The organism is Bacillus paralicheniformis, assembly GCF_001042485.2.
GTDB classification, from domain to species: domain Bacteria; phylum Bacillota; class Bacilli; order Bacillales; family Bacillaceae; genus Bacillus; species Bacillus paralicheniformis.
In genome coordinates, this window is record NZ_LBMN02000012.1 from 60,226 (window position 1) to 83,965 (window position 23,740).

Here is a 23,740-nt window from a genome sequence, read left to right on the forward strand (position 1 = left end):
TCACCTCCTTAAAGGGAATTCAGCCATGTTTGCAGCTCTTCATTCAGGCGTTTTTCAAATAAACGCTCAAATATGTAAAGCGCATGCTCCCAATAGCCTGTTCCCTTTACCCATTGCCGTTTTAAAACCATGCCGGACGAAGAAACGGGATCGTATTGAAATCGGCCGCTGTGCCATTGTCCCGGAATCCACCTGACTTCCTCTTTTCCGCCTGTCCAATGGCCGTCATTTACGAATGAGGCGTACTCTAACTCCGTCCCGACTTCAAGCGTGAGTCCGCCTTTTTCGATTTCCCATATGTTCCCTTCAGCCCCTCGCTTGAAAGAGCGCATAAGGCTGCCGGTATCAATCGATCCGGCGCGTACGATTTCGTCGCGGACCAGATCTAAAAAATCGGTTCCCGTCTGTTCAAGCCACTTGGCAGCTTCAGTTCGAAAGCCGCTCTGCCCCGCTTTTTCCAACGTCCGCGATAGCTGTTTCAATCCTTTGATTTTCATAGTTTTTCATCCCTGACCGCTAAGACTTCCAGGTGATGGCCTTTGATGTTGCGCGGCTGCTGGAGCGTGTAGCTGACACCGTTCCAGACCGCAAGATCGTGAAGGCGCACATCTGCATCCGCCGGAAAATGGGCCAAATATGAATGATAAATGACCTGTTCGGGATCTTGCTGGACGATCGACTGATTTTTTTCCGTAAAATAGCAGGGAACGTTTTGAAGATCGGGTGTTTCCCCGTATGTGCGAATCGGCTGCAGGTTTGGCGCGGGAATGCCGTACCTTGCTTCCTCTGCATGATCTTCCTTTAAATGATAGATATCGCAACGGTCGCTTAATAGACTTTTGTAGCTCATAGCGGCCGCACCTTGAATCGGACAGATTCATAATCAAGAATAAATTCTTCGAGCAGTTTATAGACGTCGGGCTTCGCCAGGCCACCGCTTCTTGAGAGCGTATAGGAGTAGTCACCCAATTTCTCAGATTTGTAGCCTTTCAAAAGCGATTCATCACCGTTTTTCAATGCAAAGTACTGTGCCAGCTGCAGCAAAGCGAGCCTTGCCTTTTCCGGCAGCGGATCATATTTTTCATCTGTAAAACGATGCCCCGTGATCTGCTCGGCTTCCGCTTCGGCTTCAAGGATATCCTGCCGCAGCAATTCCTGCGGTCGGTTTTTCACGGCTTCAATAACGGAATATTGAATGATATCGTCGGGCGTGATCAGCATGTTCATCACATCCTTCCAGAGCTTTTAGCTGTTGTCCGGGGCGCTTTCGCTTGTGCTCGGACTCGTTTCCCGCCGATTGGCGATGCTTTCAGTGAAAACGTTCGGACTCAGGCATTTACTCTTTTACATTGACGATTTTTGCAACCGCGTCTTCTTCTTCGAATTTGCTGTCCAGTTTTGCCGTCAGGACAATGATAAATTTGCGCGCGCGAATGTCTTTATCGACTTCAATTCTGATATTGCGCGAGAAACCGAGAATAATATTTTTCGGATGCGTCAAAATAATGTCTGATGCTTCGGCGGCTGCATCTCCTTCTCCGTACGCATACGGCTGAATATTTGAGACCCCTTTAACAGGCACGCCAAAAGCGGTTGAAAGCCCGCCCTGTACAGCCGCATCCCCGAGAGTGGTTTGACGGTCTGCGACGCGGTCTTTCCATTCGATCTCCTGACCGAGCGATGTGTAGAATCTGAATTCCTGCGGAACGCGCATATATTTTGCCGGAACAGCTTTCAGTCCCTGTTTGAAAAGCTGTCGGCTGATTTGCTCCCCGCCTGCATCGACGATGTGAGAGACGGACTGCTTCCGGATTCCGTCAAGTTGAGCAAGGTATGGATCTGAAGACGCAACATCACCGTTGACGATCAGTTCTTCAATATCCACAGCGACCCGTTCCGCCAGCATTTGCATCAGCGTCTGTTGAAGGCCGTCTTTTTCAATGTTATTTTCGAGCGTGTCATAAGTAATGTTGACTTCGGCAATGACTTCTTTCGCATTCAGTTCAACCGTGCTGGTCACCGGTGCGGTTAATTGGTCCTTCGCCAATGCTTTACCTTCATCAGCCGCTCTTAAAATCCGCTGGCCAAAACCGATTTTTTCAAATTTTTGCGAGTCGTTTTCCATTTGAATCACACGTGATTCGCTGAAAATTGTCGGCGTGTTTTGCACCATGCGAATAAATGCAGAAGCCTGCGCCGGATTCATTAATCCTCCGCTTTTCAACGTCGCAAGCGACATCTCGGCTTTACGAATAATCTCTTGATTTCTCATGTTCTTCCTCCTCCAAATTAAAGCAATCCGCTCCAAATCGATTTTTTAACTTCTTCTTCTCCTTCTTTTTCAGCCGCTGCCTGCTTTGAGGCACCTCTCATCTTTTCGAGTGCTTCGATGCGCGCAATCAGAGGGGCGAGCATGTCCTCGACGATTTCCTTCACATGTGCATCCTGGTCTGTCTGCTGCTCTTTTTCGTCCGCCGCTTTATCTCCTTCCAAATCGTCAAGACGTTTGAGAAGCGGAGCCAAGACGGCTTCAATCGTTCCTTGAACTTCTGATCGTTTCATCTTTTTTTCTTCCTCTCCCGTTTTTTGTTTGTCGCCGGCAAAAAACTGCTTAAACAGCTGAAAGAAACTGCCGGTCTCATCAGAGCCGGCGCGGGGCGGGTGTTCGACAGTTTCGGCAGTGCCCGCCATGCTGTAGCCGGTGATGCTTCCTTTTTTAATCTGTTCCCAGATCTCATCGCCGGCTTTTGTCACCAGCACCCAAGAGCCTTTCACAATCGTTTCGCCGTTTACTTCAAAATCAGCCGGCGCAACATAGGACTCCACGACTTCTCCGACGCCTCCCTGGAAATTGTGATCCTTGTCGATCTTCCGGGCATTTTTCAGAAAACCGTGGGCGGCTTTTTGGATTTCGTCAGCCGTCATAAAATCGCCGTGGGCATCCGCAACGTCCGGCTCGTAGACCACGCCGTAGACGAGCTTCTTTTCATCCTCGGCTTTTGCAATCAGCTTGACTTCCTTTTGAAATGTCGGCGGTTCACTCGACTTCGTCATAAAAAATTTCTTTTTGTTCGCCGCTTTGTCGACATAACTGACGAAATTGATCTTGGCATTTTTAAGCTCTCTCGGCACGAAGTGTTCACCTCCTTTCAGTGATCTGCTTCAATGTCTCGACGGCTTCCTGCAGTTCAGGGAGCAGCGCTCCGGCTTCTGCTTCAGCACTCTTTGCGCTTTCCTGGTAACCGAGCGGTCTGCTGAATTCTTCCTCCGGCCATTCATCAAGCGTCTTGCCGAGCACTCTGCCGGCCAGGTCGCGCAGATCATTTGCAGATACCGCCCCCGCTTGAATAAAAGGACCGAGCACTTTTGCAATCTCAAGCGGATCGCGAAAGTCCGGTCCTTTCAATTGAAGCCTCGCGTGGAAAATGTTTAAATCGCGGAGAAACAGCGTATTCAGCTTGCCGATCAATATTTTCCGCTCCGGTTCAAAAACCTGTTCTTCGGTGATTTTGCGGGCGGTATCGGCTGTCGCCCTGTTATATTCATGGGCATCACCGGTGTAGAGCGGTGGGAGCCTGAAGGAAGAGCGGATTTTATTTCGCGTTTTCTCGTCATATTCAAGAAACAGCGCATCTTCCTGCAAAATTTCGGCGAGGGATTTGATGTCCACTTTCACCGGCGTAATGTCCTGGCTGCCGTGAATGTCTTTTTCCTGGGCGATCCCCTCCGCTTCGATGAGCAAAAATTTGTGGGCATTTTCAACGCCTTCCAAGTCGTTCATGTATTCCTGCAGCTCTCTGTACGAAGCCTCTGAGAGCATGCCGTTTTCAACCGTAATGACGGCGGGTACGTGCCGGCCTTGTCTGAAGTACATATAATTCAGCTCTTCCGCTTTCCGCGCTCCGTACAGGTTGACGATATTTCCGATCCAGCGCGGAACGCCGTAGACGCCGCTGCCGATTTTAAAATGGATCGCTTCATTCGCGCTTCGTTCAGGCGGAGTCTGTCCGTTAAACGCACCGGTGGTCATATCCATGACGCGCGGATCGCCGTACTCTTTAAAGTACACCTTCCTGCCGTCAATCATCTGAACGTATTTGCGGAACCTTTTCTCCCTTTTGAACGTTTTCAGCGATCCGTTTTCCATGTAGGCGAATTCAACTTCGATCGGTTCTGTCAATCCGCATACGCGCATATTTTTGACATCGAGGTATTCAATTCCGGCCGGCTGCCCCGCACCGTTTCTGAGCACCTCCAAAAACCCGTTTCCCGTTTTTTCGCGGTCCTCTATCATATGGCTTAAAATCGTTTCAGCCGATTCATCGAAATGAAGATGGCGGCAAAAATCTTCAAGCCTTGTCCAATCGGTCTCAGCAGCCTTTTTCTGATCGGGCGTCACATCCGCACCATTAAAATCAAAAGCGTACTCGACATCAAGCCCGAACCCCGCAATATTCGTTTTATAGGCGTCAATGCACTGCTGAAGAATGGAAGAATATTCAGCAATGGCTTTCAGTTCTTTCAAATTGTACGGCGGTGCGATAATCTCATCTCCGTAGATCTCCGAAAATTGATCTTCATATATTTGTTTTGTTACAGGCTCGTGAAAACGGGATTTCATGACTTTCGCTCTTACCGTTTGCTGAGTGGACATACACTATCTCCCCCTTTTCCTGTTCGGACGTTTTCTCGCTTCCGGCTCAGCCTTCAAATCGGTGACTTCATAATCATCAAGCGCGTACCATAGCGCGGAAAGCGTGTGAGGATCAATTGTAAACTGATCCTCTTTCAGATTGCCGTCTTGATCCGTCGCATAGGTCAGCGGCTGCAATTCGTAGATCGTATTGGCACATCGGTCAGAACAGAATATTTTTTTAAACCGCTTGATTTTTTTCGTATATTGCAGGCGCGAGCCTTGGAACTTGCGGGCTGCGGTCATGTTGAAACCGTTCTGCCTGAAAAACTGAATGCTTTTCGGCTCGGCCGGATCGGCTTTGATCAGCTCCTTCGTAACCGCGAATTCGTTAAGCTCTTCAGCCGTCTTGTCGTCTGTCATTTTATTTTTGTAGTACTCCCAATAAATATAGAGATATTTTTTGTCGGGATCGACGGCCGCCCGGACGACGGCATTGTATGATTCCTCAAATCCGAAATCCATTCCGGTTCTCTTCAGCGGGTTGGAAATGGCGGAGATCCGCCTCATGACCTCCTCATGCTCCATCACTTCAAATTGCGGCAAAACCCTGGTGCCGTTTACCCCGAACCGTCCTTTTCTGGCAATCCGGTACAGGTCAGGGTCATATGCTTTCATATCATCAAGCTGTTTGAGGTAGCTTTTCGGCAAAAACAGGTTGTCATCAGCTGTGGAATGGTGGTAAAACGTATCACCGACGACAGCGACCCGCTTTTCATACAAAACCTCATCATCCAAAATAAACCGCTTGTTCCGCTCGTCCTTGAAAAAGTGTCTGTACGTCCAGTTTGACTGGCTGACGGGGTTTGTCGTCAACATCATATACAGCCTGTGATCAGGATGCCTCAGCCGGCCGATCAGTTCCTTGAAGCCTTCATACTTCACTTCCGAACATTCTTCGATCCAAATCAGCGAGATGTTGTTGACGGATTTCAATTTCGCCGGGTTATCCATCCCTTTAAAAATAATCCGGCTGCCGTTTGCAAACCTGATGTGCATCGGTGAAGAAACCGCCTCGGCCGCCTTTTGAACACCCAGCTCATCGATAATGGTAGCGAATAAAGAAAAAGTCGAATCCCTGTGTGTTTCAAACACTTCCCTTACAACAAGAGCGGTGCGCTTTTCCTGCAGCAGCTTTAATACGACTTTTAAAGCGGTATGATAGCTTTTCGACGAACCGTATCCGCCGACAAGAAATTGAAACGTCTGATCCCAGTTAAACAAATAATCTTCAAAATGCGGATTGACTTCTTTCATGATCAAGCCGAATCACCTTTTCGGGTGATGACCACTTCAACGGATCCTGATTCCGCATCTTTGTCGGCTTTTTGTCTGGCGAGCTTCAGCTTCTCATTTTCAATTTTCCGCTTAAATGAATCAGGGAAAAGGTCGAAATACTGCGAGAGCTTCTCGAGCGCCTTCATTTTATCGGCCAGCTTGATTGCGATTCCTTCTTTCCCGAGTTTCGCTTCTGTGATAACTGTGCCATCGACGAGGTCGGAATGTTTCACATCGACAAAGCTGATCTCTTTCATAACCGGATTGTTTTCTTCATCAAACAGCGGTCCGGACTTTCCGACAGCCTGTACCTCTTTTTTGCCGAAAGTCACATAATCGGTGATATCGGCAAACGCGATTTTTACATAGACTTGGAGAACATCCATCGCCTCGACGAATATCTCCCCTACCATTTCTTTTTTGATCCGCCTGATTTCATCGGCCACCTTTTCGTTTTTCAGAAGCCGGCAGCCTGTCACATGAGCGCTGGCCGGGGAATAGCCCGCTTTTACCGCTGCTTGGGTGGCATTGAAGCTTTTCACATAATAGATGCAAAACAGCCGCTGCCGTTCATTCAGCCCTTCATTGCGGATGTCTGCTTTTCCTCGGCTCGTATCATCCCCGTTTACAGCCTCTTTCCAGCGGTCGCGGATTTTCCAAACGCTGACTTTTTTATTCGAAACGCCGAGTTCTCTTGCGATTGCGAGATTCGTAATGTTTCCCCCGTATTGTTGATAGAGACGAAAAGCTTCATCCCTTTTTGGATCCCTTTTCCTTGGCATTGTTCATCTTCACCGCCTCTCATTCTCGGAAACAGTAATATTTCATCGCTATATGAATCTTCCTTTATGAACAGGATGCTTAGTTATATATTTTTCTCTTTTCACTTATAGGTGGCAAACGTATGACAAAAGACAGATATATCGTTATGCCATACAATCGAGAGGCTTTTCGATTTGTTTTGTGATTTTCAGCTGCGCTCGTTTCACATTGGTTTGAACAGTAGACTTTTTGATGCCGAGCATGGCGGCAATCCGCTCATAGGAAAACTGTTCGACCTTATGTAAAATGAAGATTTCTTTTTGGCGTGCCGTAAGGGCAGACAGCGCGGTTTCAATCCGGGCTTTATCGTACGCTGACACTTCTTGAGCCGGTTCAAATGAAATCTGTTCTGAGAACGTGTCGATGATCAGCGGATCTTTCAGCAGCATCCGTTTATAAGCGTCTCGCCTGTCAATCGCCCGTCTGATTCCCGGCTCCCTTCCGTTTTCAAGCCAGTCGATCACATATTCCAAATCGGTCATCATGTTTCTGATCAGTTTTTTATCTTTTAATTGTTCAGCAGTCAGCCCTTGTTCATCCTGATAGGCCCGATACAGCTTTTTCGTGTTTTTCAGCGCTCTTTTATATTCGAAAAGCAAATCTTCCATTTTGTGTACCTCCGTTTTTTGAAATAAAAAAGGACACCAATCAGCCGCACAGTAAGATGTGCATCTGATCAGCGTCCGCAGGCTTTCCGTCTTGGACTAATATTCAAGTTGTAGAGCTATAGCTTATAGCCGATTTCAAACTCGACCCTTGCGAGGTCTCCCTTTCTCGTTTCAATGACAGTTTTGCCGTGTTCAGGAGCCTCGGCCTGCCATGCTGTGCCGTTCATTCCGTCAAGAACGATTACCGTCACCTTTCCTTTTTTAAGGCGGCTTGCAAGCGTCGTATCGTTGATATTTGTTAACTTTGCCGGATGGTTCATCTTTTTTCCTCCTCTTCAAATTCCGCTTTTGCGACGACTTTTTCTAAAATATTCATCAATTGATTCTCAACTGAATCACTGGAAGCAGGCCGTTTTCGCTTCAAATAGGCAAGCGTGAGCTTCGCTGCGGTCAAAAGTTCGGGAGCCGCGGCGATTAAGCGGGCATTTTTTTCCTTGGAATATGCGCTGTAGTCGGCAACTTTGGCAATCACCCGCCCGCTGGAATAAGGAAACCGTTTCTTTTCGGCTTTGTTGTAAGCTGAGTAAATGTACAGGTCGCTATTTGTTCTGACGACGCGCCATGGTGACGGGCTGTACGTCGCACTTTCGTTCTTCACGTTTGTCTTCCTCACTTTCCGTCTTCTTCGTGCCATCGTTTCATTTGTGCGTCTCTTTTTGCCGCTGTCCAGATGATGAGAATCATCGCTTTTAAACATTTAAGCACCTTGTTTCACCCTTGTTTTCATTTTTGCAATCAGCGCTTCCAGATGTTTGATCACATCCGTCAAATCACCGCTTTCGGCGCGGCAGTTTGGACAAGCGCGGAACATCGTTCCGATCCTTGCGTCCTGATGGACTGATTTTCTCCCGTTACATAGCGGGCACATCAAACCATCCCCTCCAGTCTATGATTGATGCCGAAAGAGCTCCCGTTCACGATGACGAGAAAGTCCTGGCACATTTCAACCAGCCTCGTTCCGAGCGCTTCGTCTATGCTGACAATTTCTTCAACGCTTAGCTCGCTGGACAGCATGATCGGCTTATGGTTCAAATAACGGTAATTGACGACGGCATATGTCTGTTCGATCTGCCATTCTGTCGCCCGCGGCCTGCCTCCCACCGGTTTAAACAGGTCATCGAGAAACAGCACCTCGACTTGCTTCATCCGGTTCAGCTTATCCTCAAGCAATGAGAAATCCTGTTTTAAATCATTGAATCCTTCGACAAACGGAAAATAAAGAACGGGTACGAAGAGCTTCCTCATCAGCTCATTGGCGGCGGCCGTCAGCAAATGAGTCTTCCCTGAACCGGGTCGTCCCAAGAGCGCGATGCTGTTTTTGCGGCTTTCCCGAATGTCCCGGTAAGCTTGTACATATTCAACGGCGCATTCATACGCCTCTTTTACAGATTGGTGCTTTCCTTTCGTCTTGAACTGAGCAAAATTTAAGTTTTTAAATTGTTCGGTGATTTCGCTCGATTTCAACAGCTTTTGCGCTTTCCGCCATTCGCGGCAGGCGCATGATACCCATACTTCCATCGTGCCGCGCCGTTCGATAAATCCGAGTTCATCTTTGCATTTCGGACAGTCATACCGTTTTGCGGCGGATTCTTCCGGTTTGTCCCCCTGTGATAGACGGCTCCTGTTTCTCAGTTCGTCCATGATCTCTTCGATTGTTCTTTTGGACATTGTTCTCCCTCCTGACAGTTGTTTTCTCTTCCGCTTCAGCCAGCCGGCCGATTATATATTTTTCACAGTAGCTGAAGACCTTGATCGTTTCATTGCGGCTTCGGCGCCGCGCCTCATACTCTTCAAAGCATTGTTCAAGCCATTTGATTGTTTGCGGAATAGACACTCCGCGGGCGACAATCCGGGCGATGGCCTGGTAGTCTTTTGACGAGGGATGGACAGGCTTTCCTTCCTGCAAAGACCTAAGGGCGGCAAATCGGTCTGCTATTGTTTTTATGGAAGTCATATTATGTTTTGTGTTGATTTGTGTGATATCTTTATTGGATTGGACAAGGATGTCCGCACGGCCAGTCTCTTCTGTCCGAACAGAACTGCCTGACCGGACATGGCTGGCATAGGCAAATTTCTTTGAATGTCTGACTGACAAAATCATTCCGTAAGGCGCTCTTGTGACTGCAATGTAGCCGTTTCGTTCGAGAAGAGCGAGCCATCTTCTAACCGTTTTTTCGTTGACGCCGAATTGAAGAGCCAATTCTGCGGCTTTCAGCGGTTTGTTGCCGAGCACGATGCCCCATGTCATCCCATCGCGTTCGATTTCCTTAGTTGTTGAACTGATGCACCATAAAAACAGCCAAATGGCATTGCCTATTTTCTCGTAGTGCACAGGTGTTAAAAGCCCTGAGTAAACGGAAAAGGGATAGCTTTGATCGAGCGGACGGGACATTCATCTTCCCCCTTCCTTGTGCCTTCTGCGGTTCAGTCTGAGATACCGTTCGTATTGGCCTTTACGATCGAATTGGAATACAGGCTTTCCGTCTTTCGTAAAAGCGATGAATCCCCCGGCTTCGCCGAGCCGCCATTGATCAAAACGGTCTGAGCTGTAGGAAATCACAATTTTACCCATTCTGCCTCCTTGTGGATATCCGGCGGGTCCGCCATGTCTTCGCATTTGCTCTCTGTCGGCTTCCTTTGGATAGCCGTGCGTTCGAATGTGTGTGACCATCGGATGTTCAAGATTCATGACATCGCCTTCTTTCATACAGAGTTCCTTTGATACAATATGTATCCAAACAGACCTGAAAAAGATCGGGAAACAGCAATCGATCAGGAACTGAGTAAAGCGTTTCGAATTTCAGCATCGTTTCTCTGCCGGGATTGCGTGTTCCCCTTTCGATTTTGCGAACATAAACCTCGGAGAGTCCAAGCCTTTCCGACACTTGCTTTTGGGTCCATACCCTCTTACAACGCTCTTCGATCAACCGTTTTCGCACATGTTCTCACTCCCTGTTTTTGATACAATACGTATCTGATGATTTGATTATATATGATACACTTCTTATCATCAATACTTTTTTGATACTTTTTTTATCATATATTTATTTCGATACATTTTGTATCTATAATAGAGATAAACATGCCGAATTGAGGAAGAGAGGTCATTCTATGTTAGGCGGCAGACTGAAGAGCCTGAGAGGAAAACGGACACAGGAAGAAGTTGCAAAGCAGATCGGTGTATCGCGGGCCCGCTACTCCCATTACGAAAACGGAAGAAGCGAGCCGGACTATGAAACATTAAAAAAACTCGCCGATTACTATAAAGTGACGATTGACTATCTGTTGACAGGAACGGAAAAGAAAAAAACGATTGAAGACGAAATCGCAGATCCGGATCTGCAAATTGCATACCGAGACATGCAGGAATTTTCCCCCGAAAGCAGACAGCAGGCCATCGAGTTCATTCAATACTTAAAAGAAAAAGAGAAAAAACGAAAGCCCGGAGATAAACAAAACGGATAAAAAAGGAATTTTTATTAAACATTACCTGATGAGCGCCGATTTAATAGTTAAGACGATAAAAAAGGGAAAGATTTGCTAAAGAGGCTGCTCATCGTATATGATAGATCTGCATGAAAACATGACAGCCCCTTTGACGGGCTTTTCTTTCCCGCTAAAAACAGAACATTTGTTCGAAAGGGTGTCTCGTATTGAAGTTTTACTTATCTCACCTAGAAGAATACGTCAAAAATATGTATCAAAAGTTTGGTTTTTTTGAACCCCACCACATTGATATGAATCGCATAGCCGCTCATTTTAACATTTGGATTCACTATGAAAATGTCAACAGCATGATGATTAAGCATGACGGCATGTACAGCATCATTCTCAACAGCAGCCTTTCAAAGGAAAAGCAGTGGGAGGATTTTGCCCATGAGTTATGCCACGTATTAAAGCACGCGGGAAACCAGCTTTATATGAATCAGATGTTCAGGGAGCTGCAGGAATTCCAGGCCAATCAATTTATGTACCATTTTTGCGTCCCTACTTTTATGCTTTTAAAAATGGATTTTCCCCAGCTGCGATGCCAAGCCGCTAAAATGATCGCCGACCTCTTTAAAGTCACGGAATCGTTCGCTGTCAAACGGATCGAGCTCTTTGAAAAACGGCAAGCCGGGATCCAGTTTCATGAGGCATGGATGGCGAGCCTTTCCCAAGAGAGCGAATCAGCGAATGCTGCTCGCCTTAAAGAAGAAGACGAACTTGCACGCTACCGTCGGGAAACCCGCCGCCCGTACACAACGGCAAACGGCGTCGGCAAAATGGTCGCGGCAGAAAGCCGGCCGGCGTATATGCTGAGAAAATAAAAAACAGCCGGCTCAGCTCCCGGCTGCACTCGGCCCATATGCGATGCGGGCTCCTGCCTTCAAAGCTTTGACATAGCGGGAAAACACCTCATTTTGAGACGTTCGCCTGCCCTTTAATGTGAATTGCTCAAACATCGCCTTCCGCTGGGCAGTGCTGATTTCAAACTGCACGCTTAACCCTGTTTGGCAGCGATTGTTGATGCTTGCAGGGTTTGTACCTGAAAGATATCCCCTTTCAGCCGCCAGCTCCGCAGAAAATCCGTGCTTCTCCAATGTCTCCGCAAACAACAAGGCGCGCCTTCGATCTGTCCCCCCGATGAGCGTATGCCGGCGGAAAGGCTCGTCATATCCGTGGAACGCCAGTATGTATCGATGTCCTGCAGCCATTCGCACGGCAAGCGGGCAGTCAAAATGGGCGCTTGTCACATGAAGACTCTTATTGCCGCGCCTTTTCAATCCTTCCAATAAATAAACCGAAGAACCCGCTGCAAAAGCCCTGACAATTTCACTGATGCCCGGTTCGATCCCGCCCCCGTGGGGAGCCATCACAAGCAGTGCGCTCCCTGCATCCCGCGCAGCCACCGAATAATCGGTTCCTTCTATTTCATTTTCTGCCATCTCTGTAAAGCTGCCGTATTGGTCAGTTAAAGCCTGCTTCATCTCTTGATTTTTTGCACCTGCCTGTCCTGTTTTTATGTAGTGTACCGGGAGTCGCAGCGGTTGTAAATATGTTCCCTCTAGGAAAATAAAAATCTCTTTATGAGATTTAAAAGATTAAAGCAATTGAACCAAAATCGAAAATCACCTAAGGCACGAAAATAATTCTTCTAGTAAACACGTCGGTTTTAGAACAAGCAAATACGAAATATGATTAACAAAGTAAGGTTGCCGGCTGACAGCCTTTTTCATTTGGGATCCTATCCTCTTTGCAGCCCTTATGAAAACGCTCCAAATATGATATATGGCGATTAATTAGGTCTCGAAAAACACCTTAGGAATTTTTCAGAACGCTCTCTCCACTCCCCCCTTCCACACAAACTTTAACCCCAAAATCTCATTAATAACTCACAACCGGATATTTTTCTGATATCATGAATATACACTGCATGATTAGGAATGAATGTTTAATGATTAAAAAAACTCTCGGTACCATGTTCGCAGTGACTATGATCTTTCTGTTGATCCTCACTGTGTTTACGCTCTTATTCGGGTCTTATTATTTCGGCGTTGCCGGCTTTTTCGCGATTTTCGGCGTGACATACGAATCGCCCTGGTCGCTCTTCTGGTATATCCTTTTATCCTTTGGCCTCGGTGCGCTGTTTGAAATCCCGGAAAAGATTTTGAGCTTTATGATCGGTCATAAAGCCGTGACCTTTATGATCGAATGTTTTTTTACGTGGCTTGCCATCCATCTCGCTGATGAATTGATGGACAGCATCACCATCCCGCTGGATGTGGAAATCATCGCCTGTCTGTTTTTATTCGTCATTCAGCTGGCATTTGAAGACAACAAAGAAAGAAACCGGACATACGAGGATTGAGAAACATTCGCGAAGGGAGAATAGAACTGTGACGTTTATCATTTTAATGGCCGGAATGTTTCTTTTTATTCAACTCAAAAAACCGTTCCGCAAGAAAATCTTCGGCTACGTTTTTTTGGCCGTTTATTTAACGGTGCTCGCACTCTATACCATCAATTCCACTTTTGTTCACCTCATATCTGACAGCCTTTTGTCGATCTTGGCAGTGATCGCTGTGGCGCCGCTGCTTGCCGGCTTTCTGAAGCCTTCAGCGGATTCCCGGTGAACCGAATATGGACAAATCGTCCTTTTTCTAAAACAGGCCTTCAAAAAAGGTCTTTTTTTTCGTTAAAATTATATAGACCGATCAGTATAAAATCATAAGGGAATGATAGGATGGCAGAAAAAATGAGCAGCCGCGACAAAATATTGCGGGCGGCTTCACGATTGTTCCGCAAACAAGGCTACCATGCCACAGGTCTGAGCCAAATCACAGCCGAAAGCGGAGCGCCGCGGGGATCGCTTTATTATTATTTTCCCGGCGGCAAAGAAGAGCTGGCGCAAGAGGCGATTCAATTAACCGGGGAAAGAATCAAAGCGTATATATTGTCAGCGATCAGCCATGAAGCTGATCCTGTCAAGGCGTTTCAATCTTATATCCAGATGATGGCTGACGGAATCGAGGAATACATCATGGAAGAAAACGATGATATTCCAATCGTATCCGTCGCCGCAGAAACGTGGTCGTTCAGCGAAAGGCTCCGCCAAACTTGTGAACAGGTTTATCAAGACTGGCAGCTTGTCTATCAGGATAAACTGCTCCAGTCAGGCTACGCGCCGGAAACGGCCGAGACGCTGAGCGTCGCGATACAGGCGATGATTGAGGGTGCGTATGTGCTCTCAGTGACGAAAAAAAACGGTCGGCCTCTCAGTGCAGCCGCCGAACAAATTCCTTTTTTACTAAAACGATCATAAAGGGTGGGAAATGCAAATGGAACATGCTAAAAAAGGCTCCTTCATGATTATCGCCATTTTAATCGTCGGAAATTTTCTCGCTCTGATTAATGAGACGGTTATGAATGTGGCTTTGCCGAAGATCATCGACGATTTCGGCATTTCAGCGAATACGGCCCAGTGGCTGTCAACCGGATATATGCTCATGATCGGCATCGCTGTGCCGATTACCGCGTTTTTAATGCAGCGCTTTACGACAAGGCAGTTGTTTCTGTCTGCGATGACATTGTTTACAGCGGGAACCTTTCTGGCCGGAATCGCTCCGGTCTTCCCGCTCGTTCTCGCCGGACGGATCATCCAAGGCTCAGGTACAGGTTTGATACTGCCGCTTGTGATGAATGTGATATTGACTTTGATTCCGCCGCAAAAACGCGGAACGATGACCGGAACCCTAACGCTCGTTATTTTATTTGCCCCGGCGATCGGTCCGGTCATCTCAGGCTATATTGTCGAGCATTATTCATGGCGCGTTGTTTTCTTCATGATGCTGCCAGTATCGGTTTTCATGATTTTTTATGCGGCGTTCCGCCTGAAAAATGTAACCGAACTGACGTATCCGAAAATTGACATATTATCTATTCTTTTATCGACTGTCGGGTTTGGCGGAATCGTTTTCGGCTTCAGCAACGCCGGGGAAGCTGCGGGCTGGAGCAGTCCGAAAGTGATCATCGGACTGGCAGCCGGTGTCATCGGATTAATATTGTTCGTCATGCGCCAGCTCAAATTGAAAGTGCCGATGCTTGATATGAGGCCGTTTCAGTCAAAAATATTTTCCGTCTCGGTTATCCTGATGTGGATCGTGATGATGCTACAGTTTTCGATGATGCTGATTTTGCCGCTTTACTTCCAGATGGCGCTTGAGCTGTCACCGCTTTATACAGGCATTCTTATGCTGCCGGGCGGCCTTGTCCTGGCGATGACATCTCTTGTTGCAGGACGCCTGTTTGATAAGCTTGGCTTTAAACCGCTGTTGATCACCGGGTTGATCATTGTGATTGCCGTCCTTTCGCTGTTTACGAATATTTCAAGCGATACGCCGATGGCGGCGGGAATGATGCTGTACGCCGGCTTCACACTCGGCGTCGGGTTAACGATGGCTCCGATCATGACGCTCGGTTTAAACCAGGTGCCCAAACCGCTGTACCCGCATGGCTCGGCGATTATGAATACGGTCAATCAAGTGTCAGGGGCCATCGGTCCGGCATTGTACACGACAATTCTGACGACCGTTTCGAATCGCTTTATCGCGCATTCTTCAGGAGCCAGCCGTCAGGAGCTGCACATGCAAGGTATGACAGAAGGCGTTCATATGGTTTATTTCGTAGCCATCGTCTTTGCAGCAGCTGCTCTTGTGATTTCGGTTTTTGTGAAAAGCAGTCGCGGGGAACATCATCCAGCATAAACATCGATCCATCAAAAAAATGCAGGAGGCATGAAGCGCCTCCTGCATTTTTTTATATTAGTTTAAAATTTTGACCTTTACGGTTTTGACGCCCCAATTGAAAGCGTCTTTTTTATCTGGAATAAATACGTCTATTTTATGGCCTTTAATGGCGCCTCCGGTGTCTTCAGCCGTCGCTTCGCCGTAGCCTTCCACATATACTTTCGTACCGAGCGGAATCACGCTTGGATCAACCGCGATGACTTTTGCATCACGGTTCGCATTCAGGTCGACTCCCGTTTTTGTGATGCCTGAAATGCCCCCGTCATTTGCCGTATACGCAGTTGCAGTCACTGTGATTTCCTTTTGCACGTTGACAGGCTGATCGTTTTGTTTTTGCGCGGACTCTTGTTTCACAGGCGCTGCAGCAGCAGCCTCTCCTGCTTCTCCATTTATCGCAATCGTTTGCCCTGCAATAATCAGGTCCGACTTCAGATTGTTCCGTTTTTGAAGATCGCTTACAGTTACACCGAACTCTTTTGCGATTTTTGAGAGCGTGTCCCCTAGCTGAACGGTGTACTGCTTTTCTTCAGATTTTTCTTCTTGAGAAGAAATGTTCAGCTTTTGACCCGGTAAAATCAGATCTGATGAAAGCTGATTCCATTTTTTTAAGTCCTTGAGGTTCATTCCGTAGTTTTGAGAAATCCCCCAGAGCGTGTCTCCTTTTTGAACTTCGATTTCTTTTGCTGAGGCAGTCGCTCCGAATGCAGTCGCCGACATAGCTGCGGCTGCAGCCAAGGACATGATTGTCTTCTTCATAAGTTAAATCCTCCCTTGTTAGCCCTTTTGAAACTAACAGGGAAAATCGTAACACAGCAAAATGTCACCGCTATGACAGATTGATGCGAATTTCGTTACAGTTTTTTTACTGATAAAGTTTGATTTTATGTAAAATTCTGATTTTCAACAACATGATTCCTTTATGTTTCAGACGTCCTCTTTCCTGCTCTTGACGCTGGTTCAAGCTGGAATTCTTTTTCAGTATAAGATGTTTTTTCAACATGAAGCTTTTGTGTTTATGAGAAGAGAAATTCGGGAAAACGAATCAATAAACGTAATTTATTTTCCTAAACATATAACCCCAGTCGCTTTTATGTCGTCATATATTAGAAAACAGCGGAGGAAAATTTTTCTCGCAAATCTCTTGTAATCCATCTGTAATTATTGTAACATTTGTAACATAAGAGATATATTTAAGGAGAGAGGAACATGAAAAAGTTAATCGTTTGTTTATTAGCTGTTTTACTCATCTTACCTGCCGGAGCATCTCTCGCAGCGAAAAACCAAACATCAGGGAATTTAACAAATAAACAAGTCATGCAAATGACTTTGCAGGCACGGGAGCACTTTTGGAATACGATGAGCGGCCACAATCCAAAAGCGAAAAACTCAACTTGCCAAACCAAAACATTTGAATACCGCGGTCTTCCATATACGTATATGTGCAGTGAATTCAGCACAAAAGCAAAGTTAACAGATTACTTGGCACCGGTTTTCACAAAAGACGCCATTAAAAAAGGATTTGAAAAATACAACATTATGTCTTATAAAGGAAAAATGGCCGTTCCTGTCGGCGATGGGGACAACCTCTTAGGATGGGACAAAGCAACAATCAAACTGATTTCTCAAAAAAACAATACCCGCACCTATGAATTTTCCGTACCGGCATTGGATGGATCGGTGACTGCGAAAAGAAAGATCACGTTTGTGAAAGAAGACAAAAAATGGAAAATCAATCAGCTCGATGCTGCCATCTAAACGAAAAAAGCTAATGTCTAAAAACGGACATTAGCTTTTTTCCGTCAAACGGTCAGCTCAACGATGTTGCCGTCAGGATCCAGGATGACGCTTTCATAATACCCGTCACCCGTGACGCGCGGCTTTCCGGCAACCTGGTATCCTTCCTTTTCAAAGCGGCTCGTCATCTCGTCAACCTCTTGCCGCGACCCTAAGGAAAACGCCATATGTGCATAGCCGGAAGCGTTTTCCTCTCCTTTTGCAAGGTCGGGACGTCTCATCAGCTCAAGCCGTGTTCCCGATTCAAACTGAATGAAATAGGATTCGAAATGCTTTTTCGGATTGACGTATTTTTCATTCGCCTTTCCGTGAAAAAACCGGGTATAAAAGTCTTTCATTTCCTCTAAATTGTTCGTCCATATAGCGATGTGTTCGATTTTCATAAAATCTCCCTCCCATTTCATCATACCATATAGACCCTCTGCCTTTTTTTACACCTTTTTAAATTGATAAGTATTCATAAAAATCCCGATGCAGATCATGAAGGCGCCGATCAGGATGCTGATTGTGACCGGTTCATGCAGCTGCAGCCAGCCGAATAAAAGGCCTAATACGGGAACAAACATTAAAGCCATCGATGCTTTTGACGCTTCGATTTGATTCAGGATCCAAAACCAAATGACGAACGTCAAAGCCGTAGAGAATAAACCGTTAAATAAAAGAGATAAGATCGCCTCATTTGACCAGTGAATCGGCCGGGCCGGTTCCAGTATAAAAGAGAAGATCAATAACATCACCGCCCCTGTGAGAAGCTGCCATGCATTCATATGAATCATATCTGTATCTTTAAATTTCAGTTTGCTGTATACATTGGCGATGCCCCAGCTGAGCGCTGCGATTAAAACACAAAGCTCTCCAAATATGACATTTTGATCAACATGCAGAATCCCTCCTCCTAATATAAACAAAAGACCGATCAACCCGGAAAATAAACCGAGCATTTTATACACATTGATTTTCTCGTTTAATTTAAAATGACTGATGACAGTGACAAAAATCGGCATGGTATACACCAATACAGACGTTTTTCCCGAATCGACAAACTGCATGCCGTAAGTTAACACCCCCATATAACCTAAACCCATCAATAAACTCATCACCAGATAATGCTTGATATTCTCCTTTCCTATTGAACGCTTCCTTCCTTTGATCAAGAGAATTACAAACAAAGGAACGGCTCCAATGAACAGCCGCAGTGCCGAAAATAAAACAGGGGGAATGTCAGTGATTGCGATTTTCATCGTCACCCAGGTATACCCCCAAATAAGCGTTACAGAGATGATCCCCAACAGTACTTTAAACATAAACCGTCACCTTTCTTCTTTGTTTCATGTACAGCATATGCTATATTGGATGATAACTGAAATACATTTTTATTATCGGAGGTATAACCATTTGGTTATGAACATGAACAGCCTTCACATCTTTGTGAAAGTCGCGGAGACACTAAATATGACAGAAGCCGCCAACGAGCTGTATATTTCACAGCCGGCCGTGAGCAAAGCCATAAAAACCATGGAAACGTCGCTCGGGGTCAAATTGTTGATTCGGGATAAACAGAACAAGTTAAAGCTTACTGACGCGGGAAAGGAAATCGCCGTACTGGCCAGACAGATGATTGTGATTGAAAACAAAATATACCAAGTGGCCGATCAAGAAAATCATCTGCTCAGGGGGAAAGTCAAAGTTGGCTCGTTCCCCGCCGTCTCAACGAATATTTTGCCGCAGGCTATCGCCTCCTTCAAGTCAAAGTATCCGCTCGTACAAATCGAGCTGGTCGAAGGAACCTCCGACCAAATCAAGCAATGGGTCGAAACACGCCTGGTTGATTTAGGCATCGTCGCCTCTCCCTTTGACGGTTTCGAAAGTCAAGTATTGTTTCAAGACCGGATGGCGGCCGTCATCCCTGAGCAATATCATCACTTAAAAGACGCACCTTTCATTGATCTGAAAAAACATCAAAATGAATTGATCTTTTGCAAGGGCGGGCACGAAGTCGCGGTATCTCAAATCTTTCAAAAACACCGCCTCGAATTAAAAGAAAATCTGACTGTGCAAAACGCGGAAACATTGGTCAATATGGTCAATAACAACTTGGGGATCGGCTTGATTTCTAACTTTTCGCTTTCCTCCGTATCCCATCGGTTGATCAAAAAAGACATCTCTCCTCAAATTATCCGCGAGGTCGGCATGATTACACCCTCATTTGAAGAAGCAACACCGGCGGCTGCCGAGTTTATGAAAATGATCATCGAGTCGGAAACGGTTCGATCATTTTCGTAAACAGAAAACGCCTCAGCACCGATCAAAGGGCTGAGGCGTTTTTTAAAAAATGCTCATCAATCATGGAAATTCGTTCCGTCCGTCGTTTCTTTAACAATTCCGGCGCGGATGACGAAATCTCCGAAATGTTCTCCTTCATTGCGTTCTTTCGCATAGCGCGGAAGAATGTCGCGAAGTTCTTTTAAAATTTCTTCTTCACCGATGTTTTCCCGGTACATTTTACTTAGACGGCTGCCGTCAAAAGCGGCGCCGAGGTACATGTTGTACTTGCCAGGGGCTTTTCCGATGAAGCCGATTTCGCCGAGCGCATGGCGGGCGCAGCCGTTCGGGCATCCCGTCATGCGGATGGTAATCTCTTCATTCTTCAAGCCGTTTTCTTCAATGATTTCATCAATTTTGTCAATCAGCTTTGGCAAATATCGTTCCGCTTCGGCCATCGCCAATCCGCACGTCGGCAGTGCGACGCATGCGATCGAGCTGCGGCGGAGCGCTGTATAATGCCTGCCGTCAGTCAAACCAAACTGTTCGATCAGTTCGCTGATCTTTTTCTTCTTTTGGCTTGTGACATTGGCAATGATCAAGTTTTGATTGGCTGTGAGGCGGATATCGCCGGTATGAACTTTGGCGATCTCCCTTAAGCCGGTCATCAGCTTGTAATCATCATAATCAGTGACGCGGCCGCCCTCAACAAACATTGTAAAGTGCCATCTTCCGTTTACACCCTTTACCCAGCCGTAGCGGTCGCCGTTATGCTCGAAATGATACGGCTTTGCTTCAGCGAGGCTCCAGCCGAGGCGGTTTTCCAGCTCGTTTTTGACCGTTTCCAAGCCGAGGCGGTCAATTGTGTACTTGAAGCGGGCATTTTTGCGAACCGAGCGGTTTCCGTAGTCCCGCTGAATCGTAATCGTTTTTTCGGCGACATCATATAACTGATCAGGCTTGCAGAAGCCAATGACTTTGGCAAGCTGCGGATACGTTGCTTTGTCTCCATGGGTCATGCCCATGCCGCCGCCGATCGCGACGTTGAAGCCGATGAGTTTGTCATCCTCCACAATCGCGATAAACCCAAGATCCTGGGAAAATACGTCGATATCATTTGACGGCGGAACGGCGATGCCGATTTTGAATTTCCGCGGCAGATACAGCGGTCCGTACATCGGTTCGACTTCTTCCGCATCAGGCGTGCCGGCCACTTTTTCTTCATCAAGCCAGATTTCATGATACGCACGTGTGCGCGGCAGGAGGTCATCACTCAGCTTTTTCGACCATTCATACACTTCTCTGTGGATTTCTGATTGATACGGATTGGAAGCGCACATGACGTTCCGGTTAACATCCCCGCATGCTGCAATCGTATCCAGCATGGCTGAATGGATCGATTGAATCGTTTTTTTCATGTTCCATTTTAAAATGCCGTGCATTTGGAAGGTTTCCCGGGTTGTCAGCTTCAATGTGCCATTTCCGTATTTCCGGGCAAGCTCATCCATGACAAGCCACTGCTCAGGCGTTGCGACACCGCCCGGCATCCGGACGCGCAGCATGAACTGATACGCCGGCTCAAGCTTTTGCTTTTGACGCTCATTGCGGAGATCGCGGTCATCCTGCAAATAGCTGCCATGATGCTTCATCAGACGGTTGTCGTCATCGGAAATTCCGGCTGAAAGCGGCTCAAGCATCGATTCCTTCAGGGTGCCGCGCAAATAGTTGCTTTCTTTCTTAATGCGTTCTACATCACTCGGCGGGCCTTCAGGCGCTTTTAATATTTCGTTCCCCATGTTGAAAAAGTCCCCTTTCAATCAAAATCAGTATACATCGCGCTGATAACGTTTTTGCTTTTTCATTTCTGCCAGATAGGCTTCAGCTTCCTCGCGGCTTTTGCCGCCTTCTTTTTCGATAATTTCAAGCAATGCGTTCTGAACATCTTTGGCCATGTTGTTCTTGTCGCCGCAAACGTAGAAAGTCGCTCCTTCTTCAAGCCACTCAAACAGTTCTTTGCTGTGCTCAAGCATGCGGTGCTGTACATATACTTTTTCTTCCGTATCCCGCGAGAACGCGACATCCATTTTTGTCAGCACGCCGTCACTCAGCCACTTTTGCCATTCTGTCTGATATAAGAAATCGGTGACGAAGTGCTGGTCGCCGAAGAACATCCACGATTTCCCCGGTGCTCCGGTTTCTTCGCGCTCCTGCATAAATGACCTAAACGGCGCAACACCTGTGCCCGGACCGACCATGATAATCGGAGCCTCCGGATTTTCCGGCAGCTTAAAGTTTTTATTCGGCTGAATAAAAACAGGCAGCGTGTCGCCAGGCTGAAGGCGTTCAGCACATAAAACCGAGCAGACCCCTTTTCGGTCTCTGCCGTGCGTATTGTAGCGGACAGCGCCGATCGTCAAATGCACCTCATCCGGATTTGCAGCGAAGCTTGATGCGATCGAATAAAGACGCGGCGGAATTTTTCGAAGAATCGAAACAAAATCCTGCGGAGCTACTGCGATCGGACCGAAATCCTGAACGAAATCAATCAGGTCGCGGCCTGCGATATATGCTTTTAATTGATCCGCGTTTTCCTGAGCGACAAGCTCGCGCAGCTTTTCATTTGCAATGAGTTCTGCCGCCTGCTGAATAAATTTTTTTGTCAGCACCGTAATTTCATAGTAAGAAGTCAACGCTTCTTTCAGGGAAAGGTTTTCCCCTTGATCAACCGTGACGGTAGCATTCGGATCCCATTTCAGCTCGGCCAGCAGCATGTTCACGAGTTCCGGGTCATTTTCCGGAAAAATGCCGAGCGCATCGCCAGGTTCATAAGTCAGGCCTGAGCCTTCGAGCGATAATTCAAGGTGGCGCGTTTCTTTATTTGATCCGCGGCCGTTTAAATTCAAATTTTCCAGCACTTCCGCTCTGAACGGATTTTTTCTCGAATATACCGTTTCTCCTCCTGCTGCTTGCGGTGCTGCCGTTTGAGCAGGTGCTGAGCTTGCGCCCTGTTCCTGTCCTTCGTTTAAGCTTGAGATGACACCCTCAAGCCATGCTGCAGCCGGTTCATCATAATCGAGATCGCAATCGACGCGCGGATGGAGCCTTGTGCCCCCCAGCTCACCAAGCCGCTGATCAAACTCTTTTCCGGTCTGGCAGAAAAATTCATACGACGTGTCGCCAAGAGCCAGCACAGAATAACGGAAATCATCGAGCTTCGGAGCCCGTCTGCCATGGAGAAATTCATGGAATGACAGCGCGTTGTCCGGCGGATCCCCTTCTCCGTGCGTGCTGACGACGATGAGAAGGTTTTTTAATTTTTTCAATTGGTTCGGCTTAAAATCGCTCATTGCAGAGACGGTAACTTGAAAGCCCCGTTCTGTAAGCGTCTTAGCCGCGTTTTCAGCAAGTCCCTGTGCATTTCCTGTCTGCGACCCGAATAAAATGGTCACTTCTTTGGAAACAGGCTGGGCCGGACTTGCAGCCGGAGCTTCCGCCGGCAATGTTTCAAGCGCCGCCGCGGCATCGGCGGTTTGCACAGCCGCCAGATAACCGCTCAGCCAGGCTTTTTGTGATGCCGTCAAAGTTGGCAGAAGGCGGTTGAGGAGCTCTGCCTGCTCCTGGTTAAAAGGACTGTTCATTACCTGAAGTTGCAACGATATCCACCTCACTAAGGAATAAAAAAATTATGACTTGTTTGAAACGGAAAAGGATTACATTCATCATATATCCACTATTCCTATAAATCAAATCGGTTTTATTGACGCAAAACATCTGTCGATCACGGCTTTGCTGCAAAGAAATATTGTAAGCGCTCACTCACCACGTCCCCTTTACCGCTCGGCGTCAGCCTGCTTCAAACCAAACATTCCTAAAAAAGATTCTAATTTAAAGTTTACTGGAATACTCAACATTAGTAAAATATATATTAATTATCA

30 protein-coding genes are annotated in these 23,740 nt (G+C 46.8%); 8 read left to right on the forward strand and 22 right to left on the reverse strand.

The window, feature by feature from the left end:
• Positions 1–8: 8 nt before the first annotated feature.
• From ACH97_RS09375 to ACH97_RS22825, 16 genes are all read right to left on the reverse strand, one after another.
• Positions 9–497, reverse strand: coding sequence for an HK97 gp10 family phage protein (locus tag ACH97_RS09375; protein WP_026579861.1), 489 nt, complete (start codon positions 495–497; stop codon positions 9–11).
• On the reverse strand, positions 494–850 hold the full coding sequence (locus ACH97_RS09380) for a YqbH/XkdH family protein (RefSeq protein ID WP_026579862.1): 357 nt from the start codon (positions 848–850) through the stop codon (positions 494–496). Before ACH97_RS09380 ends, ACH97_RS09375 begins: the two co-directional genes overlap by 4 nt.
• Positions 847–1,221, reverse strand: coding sequence for a protein YqbG (gene yqbG, locus ACH97_RS09385; protein WP_023856716.1), 375 nt, complete (start codon positions 1,219–1,221; stop codon positions 847–849). The genes ACH97_RS09380 and yqbG overlap by 4 nt, the downstream gene beginning before the upstream one ends.
• Before the next feature lie 115 nt (positions 1,222–1,336).
• On the reverse strand, positions 1,337–2,272 hold the full coding sequence (locus tag ACH97_RS09390; protein WP_048350217.1) for a phage major capsid family protein: 936 nt from the start codon (positions 2,270–2,272) through the stop codon (positions 1,337–1,339).
• Positions 2,273–2,289: 17 nt separating this feature from the next.
• Positions 2,290–3,132 (reverse strand): XkdF-like putative serine protease domain-containing protein, encoded by an 843-nt coding sequence (locus ACH97_RS09395; RefSeq protein WP_048350216.1) that lies wholly within the window; start codon positions 3,130–3,132, stop codon positions 2,290–2,292.
• Between the two features lie 7 nt (positions 3,133–3,139).
• The gene (locus ACH97_RS09400; RefSeq protein WP_048350215.1) at positions 3,140–4,654 is read right to left on the reverse strand and encodes a phage portal protein; all 1,515 of its coding nucleotides are present in this window, start codon (positions 4,652–4,654) and stop codon (positions 3,140–3,142) included.
• 3 nt (positions 4,655–4,657) lie between these two features.
• Positions 4,658–5,956 (reverse strand): PBSX family phage terminase large subunit, encoded by a 1,299-nt coding sequence (locus ACH97_RS09405; RefSeq protein WP_048350214.1) that lies wholly within the window; start codon positions 5,954–5,956, stop codon positions 4,658–4,660.
• Positions 5,953–6,753 (reverse strand): terminase small subunit, encoded by an 801-nt coding sequence (locus tag ACH97_RS09410; protein WP_048350213.1) that lies wholly within the window; start codon positions 6,751–6,753, stop codon positions 5,953–5,955. The genes ACH97_RS09405 and ACH97_RS09410 overlap by 4 nt, the downstream gene beginning before the upstream one ends.
• A 144-nt stretch (positions 6,754–6,897) precedes the next feature.
• Positions 6,898–7,401, reverse strand: coding sequence for a sigma-70 family RNA polymerase sigma factor (locus ACH97_RS09415; protein ID WP_048350212.1), 504 nt, complete (start codon positions 7,399–7,401; stop codon positions 6,898–6,900).
• A 116-nt stretch (positions 7,402–7,517) separates the two neighbouring features.
• On the reverse strand, positions 7,518–7,721 hold the full coding sequence (locus ACH97_RS09420) for an XtrA/YqaO family protein (protein ID WP_048350211.1): 204 nt from the start codon (positions 7,719–7,721) through the stop codon (positions 7,518–7,520).
• A complete protein-coding gene (locus ACH97_RS09425; RefSeq protein ID WP_048350221.1) occupies positions 7,718–8,059 on the reverse strand; it encodes a hypothetical protein in 342 nt (113 codons plus the stop codon). The genes ACH97_RS09420 and ACH97_RS09425 overlap by 4 nt, the downstream gene beginning before the upstream one ends.
• Before the next feature lie 99 nt (positions 8,060–8,158).
• Entirely contained in the window at positions 8,159–8,329 is a 171-nt protein-coding gene (locus ACH97_RS23745; protein ID WP_165583463.1) for a hypothetical protein, read from the reverse strand.
• The gene (locus ACH97_RS09430; RefSeq protein WP_020451009.1) at positions 8,329–9,129 is read right to left on the reverse strand and encodes an ATP-binding protein; all 801 of its coding nucleotides are present in this window, start codon (positions 9,127–9,129) and stop codon (positions 8,329–8,331) included. Before ACH97_RS09430 ends, ACH97_RS23745 begins: the two co-directional genes overlap by 1 nt.
• Complete coding sequence (locus ACH97_RS09435) at positions 9,029–9,853, reverse strand: helix-turn-helix domain-containing protein (protein WP_020451008.1); 825 nt, start codon at positions 9,851–9,853, stop codon at positions 9,029–9,031. Before ACH97_RS09435 ends, ACH97_RS09430 begins: the two co-directional genes overlap by 101 nt.
• Positions 9,854–10,150 (reverse strand): hypothetical protein, encoded by a 297-nt coding sequence (locus ACH97_RS09440; protein WP_020451007.1) that lies wholly within the window; start codon positions 10,148–10,150, stop codon positions 9,854–9,856.
• Positions 10,140–10,400, reverse strand: coding sequence for a helix-turn-helix transcriptional regulator (locus ACH97_RS22825; protein ID WP_020451006.1), 261 nt, complete (start codon positions 10,398–10,400; stop codon positions 10,140–10,142). Before ACH97_RS22825 ends, ACH97_RS09440 begins: the two co-directional genes overlap by 11 nt.
• A 172-nt stretch (positions 10,401–10,572) precedes the next feature.
• On the opposite strand from ACH97_RS22825, the gene xre reads away from it, so the two are divergent.
• Together xre and ACH97_RS09450 are read left to right on the forward strand one after the other, a co-directional pair.
• Positions 10,573–10,926: an HTH-type transcriptional regulator Xre gene (xre, locus tag ACH97_RS09445; protein ID WP_020451005.1), complete on the forward strand. Its 354-nt coding sequence runs from the start codon at positions 10,573–10,575 to the stop codon at positions 10,924–10,926.
• Positions 10,927–11,114: 188 nt separating this feature from the next.
• Entirely contained in the window at positions 11,115–11,771 is a 657-nt protein-coding gene (locus ACH97_RS09450; RefSeq protein WP_020451004.1) for an ImmA/IrrE family metallo-endopeptidase, read from the forward strand.
• 12 nt (positions 11,772–11,783) lie between these two features.
• Here ACH97_RS09450 and ACH97_RS09455 read toward each other — a convergent pair whose 3' ends face one another.
• Positions 11,784–12,431, reverse strand: a complete 648-nt coding sequence (locus ACH97_RS09455) for a poly-gamma-glutamate hydrolase family protein (RefSeq protein ID WP_020451003.1) — start codon at positions 12,429–12,431, stop codon at positions 11,784–11,786.
• Positions 12,432–12,898: 467 nt separating this feature from the next.
• Here ACH97_RS09455 and ACH97_RS09460 point away from each other — a divergent pair, with 467 nt between their 5' ends.
• From ACH97_RS09460 to ACH97_RS09475, 4 genes are all read left to right on the forward strand, one after another.
• On the forward strand, positions 12,899–13,312 hold the full coding sequence (locus ACH97_RS09460) for a regulatory YrvL family protein (RefSeq protein WP_020451002.1): 414 nt from the start codon (positions 12,899–12,901) through the stop codon (positions 13,310–13,312).
• A 28-nt stretch (positions 13,313–13,340) separates the two neighbouring features.
• Positions 13,341–13,577, forward strand: coding sequence for a hypothetical protein (locus ACH97_RS09465; RefSeq protein ID WP_048350210.1), 237 nt, complete (start codon positions 13,341–13,343; stop codon positions 13,575–13,577).
• A 110-nt stretch (positions 13,578–13,687) separates the two neighbouring features.
• Positions 13,688–14,266 carry a TetR/AcrR family transcriptional regulator gene (locus ACH97_RS09470; protein WP_048350209.1) on the forward strand — a complete coding sequence of 193 codons (579 nt, stop codon included), beginning with the start codon at positions 13,688–13,690 and terminating at the stop codon, positions 14,264–14,266.
• A gap of 16 nt (positions 14,267–14,282) precedes the next feature.
• Positions 14,283–15,707: a DHA2 family efflux MFS transporter permease subunit gene (locus ACH97_RS09475; protein ID WP_048350208.1), complete on the forward strand. Its 1,425-nt coding sequence runs from the start codon at positions 14,283–14,285 to the stop codon at positions 15,705–15,707.
• A gap of 57 nt (positions 15,708–15,764) precedes the next feature.
• On the opposite strand, the gene ACH97_RS09480 is transcribed toward ACH97_RS09475, so the two are convergent.
• Positions 15,765–16,505 carry a 3D domain-containing protein gene (locus tag ACH97_RS09480; RefSeq protein ID WP_025811608.1) on the reverse strand — a complete coding sequence of 247 codons (741 nt, stop codon included), beginning with the start codon at positions 16,503–16,505 and terminating at the stop codon, positions 15,765–15,767.
• Positions 16,506–16,955: 450 nt separating this feature from the next.
• Here ACH97_RS09480 and ACH97_RS09485 point away from each other — a divergent pair, with 450 nt between their 5' ends.
• A complete protein-coding gene (locus ACH97_RS09485; protein ID WP_020450997.1) occupies positions 16,956–17,504 on the forward strand; it encodes an IseA DL-endopeptidase inhibitor family protein in 549 nt (182 codons plus the stop codon).
• A gap of 44 nt (positions 17,505–17,548) precedes the next feature.
• On the opposite strand, the gene ACH97_RS09490 is transcribed toward ACH97_RS09485, so the two are convergent.
• Together ACH97_RS09490 and ACH97_RS09495 are read right to left on the reverse strand one after the other, a co-directional pair.
• Positions 17,549–17,926, reverse strand: coding sequence for a VOC family protein (locus ACH97_RS09490; protein ID WP_023856701.1), 378 nt, complete (start codon positions 17,924–17,926; stop codon positions 17,549–17,551).
• Between the two features lie 48 nt (positions 17,927–17,974).
• Positions 17,975–18,847, reverse strand: coding sequence for a DMT family transporter (locus tag ACH97_RS09495; protein ID WP_020450995.1), 873 nt, complete (start codon positions 18,845–18,847; stop codon positions 17,975–17,977).
• A gap of 91 nt (positions 18,848–18,938) precedes the next feature.
• Here ACH97_RS09495 and ACH97_RS09500 point away from each other — a divergent pair, with 91 nt between their 5' ends.
• On the forward strand, positions 18,939–19,826 hold the full coding sequence (locus tag ACH97_RS09500) for a LysR family transcriptional regulator (protein ID WP_020450994.1): 888 nt from the start codon (positions 18,939–18,941) through the stop codon (positions 19,824–19,826).
• Positions 19,827–19,882: 56 nt separating this feature from the next.
• Here the strand turns inward: ACH97_RS09500 and cysI are convergent, their stop codons facing one another.
• Together cysI and ACH97_RS09510 are read right to left on the reverse strand one after the other, a co-directional pair.
• Complete coding sequence (cysI, locus tag ACH97_RS09505) at positions 19,883–21,601, reverse strand: assimilatory sulfite reductase (NADPH) hemoprotein subunit (protein WP_020450993.1); 1,719 nt, start codon at positions 21,599–21,601, stop codon at positions 19,883–19,885.
• A gap of 27 nt (positions 21,602–21,628) precedes the next feature.
• The gene (locus ACH97_RS09510) at positions 21,629–23,458 is read right to left on the reverse strand and encodes an assimilatory sulfite reductase (NADPH) flavoprotein subunit (RefSeq protein ID WP_020450992.1); all 1,830 of its coding nucleotides are present in this window, start codon (positions 23,456–23,458) and stop codon (positions 21,629–21,631) included.
• Positions 23,459–23,740: the final 282 nt, after the last annotated feature.

Bases quoted from the DNA above. Each gene is read 5' to 3' on its own strand.
- ACH97_RS09375 (WP_026579861.1), bottom strand. From the start codon at position 497: ATGAAAATCAAAGGATTGAAACAGCTATCGCGGACGTTGGAAAAAGCG.
- ACH97_RS09380 (WP_026579862.1), bottom strand. From the start codon at position 850: ATGAGCTACAAAAGTCTATTAAGCGACCGTTGCGATATCTATCATTTA.
- yqbG (WP_023856716.1), bottom strand. From the start codon at position 1,221: ATGCTGATCACGCCCGACGATATCATTCAATATTCCGTTATTGAAGCC.
- ACH97_RS09390 (WP_048350217.1), bottom strand. From the start codon at position 2,272: ATGAGAAATCAAGAGATTATTCGTAAAGCCGAGATGTCGCTTGCGACG.
- ACH97_RS09400 (WP_048350215.1), bottom strand. From the start codon at position 4,654: ATGTCCACTCAGCAAACGGTAAGAGCGAAAGTCATGAAATCCCGTTTT.
- ACH97_RS09410 (WP_048350213.1), bottom strand. From the start codon at position 6,753: ATGCCAAGGAAAAGGGATCCAAAAAGGGATGAAGCTTTTCGTCTCTAT.
- ACH97_RS09415 (WP_048350212.1), bottom strand. From the start codon at position 7,401: ATGGAAGATTTGCTTTTCGAATATAAAAGAGCGCTGAAAAACACGAAA.
- ACH97_RS09420 (WP_048350211.1), bottom strand. From the start codon at position 7,721: ATGAACCATCCGGCAAAGTTAACAAATATCAACGATACGACGCTTGCA.
- ACH97_RS23745 (WP_165583463.1), bottom strand. From the start codon at position 8,329: ATGTGCCCGCTATGTAACGGGAGAAAATCAGTCCATCAGGACGCAAGG.
- ACH97_RS09430 (WP_020451009.1), bottom strand. From the start codon at position 9,129: ATGTCCAAAAGAACAATCGAAGAGATCATGGACGAACTGAGAAACAGG.
- ACH97_RS09435 (WP_020451008.1), bottom strand. From the start codon at position 9,853: ATGTCCCGTCCGCTCGATCAAAGCTATCCCTTTTCCGTTTACTCAGGG.
- ACH97_RS09440 (WP_020451007.1), bottom strand. From the start codon at position 10,150: ATGAATCTTGAACATCCGATGGTCACACACATTCGAACGCACGGCTAT.
- xre (WP_020451005.1), top strand. From the start codon at position 10,573: ATGTTAGGCGGCAGACTGAAGAGCCTGAGAGGAAAACGGACACAGGAA.
- ACH97_RS09455 (WP_020451003.1), bottom strand. From the start codon at position 12,431: ATGAAGCAGGCTTTAACTGACCAATACGGCAGCTTTACAGAGATGGCA.
- ACH97_RS09460 (WP_020451002.1), top strand. From the start codon at position 12,899: ATGATTAAAAAAACTCTCGGTACCATGTTCGCAGTGACTATGATCTTT.
- ACH97_RS09470 (WP_048350209.1), top strand. From the start codon at position 13,688: ATGGCAGAAAAAATGAGCAGCCGCGACAAAATATTGCGGGCGGCTTCA.
- ACH97_RS09475 (WP_048350208.1), top strand. From the start codon at position 14,283: ATGGAACATGCTAAAAAAGGCTCCTTCATGATTATCGCCATTTTAATC.
- ACH97_RS09480 (WP_025811608.1), bottom strand. From the start codon at position 16,505: ATGAAGAAGACAATCATGTCCTTGGCTGCAGCCGCAGCTATGTCGGCG.
- ACH97_RS09485 (WP_020450997.1), top strand. From the start codon at position 16,956: ATGAAAAAGTTAATCGTTTGTTTATTAGCTGTTTTACTCATCTTACCT.
- ACH97_RS09490 (WP_023856701.1), bottom strand. From the start codon at position 17,926: ATGAAAATCGAACACATCGCTATATGGACGAACAATTTAGAGGAAATG.
- ACH97_RS09495 (WP_020450995.1), bottom strand. From the start codon at position 18,847: ATGTTTAAAGTACTGTTGGGGATCATCTCTGTAACGCTTATTTGGGGG.
- cysI (WP_020450993.1), bottom strand. From the start codon at position 21,601: ATGGGGAACGAAATATTAAAAGCGCCTGAAGGCCCGCCGAGTGATGTA.